Below are 1,186 nucleotides of genomic sequence, written 5' to 3' on the forward strand. Positions count from 1 at the left end.
GCTTCCTTACATCCAACAACACAATTGGATGCAGGTGAGCAGTTTGATTGGAGGATTGAGATCTGCCCTATCCACTACTTCGAGAAGAGAGAATAGAAGTAAAGTTTCATTTTTCTTCTAGTATCAGGTGCGAGCTCCAATAGCAATGAGTCGCATTTACCTTATTCAACTAAAGGGTGCTATAGTTGAACAAAGGGTCGCTGTGGCGGCTCTTTTTTCTTGTTCCACTAACGGGTCAGGAAAGTTGAGGAAGCTCGTTCGACGAAAAGGACATTCCTGGTAGTACAGAGATGCCCTTTTTTACTGTTTTGTTAGAATTTAAAGTCTAGAATCATCTTACTGGTTTCACCTGTAAACTTATAATTATAAGACCCTTTTAAGCTTTCTAAGTCACCGGTAGCTTTGATGATTGTTGCTGGAGAATCTAGATTTCCTTTATCAAATATTCCTTGCTCTATAGCCGTAAATGTCCCCTGTTTTCCCTTGTAAGTTCCTTCGAAATGCAGAAATCCGGAAATTTTAGAAGTGGCCAAGTGACCATCATCTATAGTAGAGTCTATATAAAATAATAAATATTCAACATAAGCTTTTCCTGTTAATTCACCTTCAATATCATATTCAACATGGGCAATATTAATAGGGAATTCTTTTCTAGTGTCGTCTACTGGCTTTTCATTCCATTTGCTTACTGTAAATGTTACCTCCATACGTAAATCTCCCTTCATTATTAAATAGAAATTCACCTCCAGTATAATATCCAAAAAGTACCATTATCAATAATAGAATAGGATTGTTTTTATTAATTTTTCTTTACGAACTTTGTGAAAAATTACACTTAAAGTAACGGGTGCTTTACTTCAATAAGGAGTACGGCTTTTTTACTGCACTAACTGGCAGATTTGTTGAAGAAGGATATTTTCCCGTTTTAAGCGAATTAGAATTTCAAACAAACCTTACACGAATACAGGTATTAAAAATAACAGGAACATAGGAGGTATGAGATATGAAGATCAATAGAATAGATCATGTGAGTATAAATGTAAATGATCTTTCAGAGGCTAAAGCGTTTTTTCTTGATTTAGGACTTGAAGTGCAAGCGGAATGGGAAATGGATGGAGAACAGTTGGACAGAATAGTTGGGCTTAATGATGTTAAAACGGCATGTGTAGGATTGGGGATGCCAGAT

General features: G+C 36.0%; 2 protein-coding genes. One reads left to right on the forward strand and one right to left on the reverse strand.

Going from position 1 to position 1,186, the window contains the following annotated elements:
- Positions 1 to 311: 311 nt before the first annotated feature.
- Positions 312 to 707 (reverse strand): DUF3224 domain-containing protein, encoded by a 396-nt coding sequence (locus tag AB7942_RS30495; RefSeq protein WP_369449790.1) that lies wholly within the window; start codon positions 705 to 707, stop codon positions 312 to 314.
- 296 nt (positions 708 to 1,003) lie between these two features.
- Here AB7942_RS30495 and AB7942_RS30500 point away from each other — a divergent pair.
- The coding region (locus AB7942_RS30500; RefSeq protein WP_369449791.1) for a VOC family protein at positions 1,004 to 1,186 on the forward strand (183 nt) is incomplete at its 3' end.

Source organism: Neobacillus sp. BF23-41 (assembly GCF_041106275.1).

Bases quoted from the DNA above. Each gene is read 5' to 3' on its own strand.
- AB7942_RS30495 (WP_369449790.1), bottom strand. From the start codon at position 707: ATGGAGGTAACATTTACAGTAAGCAAATGGAATGAAAAGCCAGTAGAC.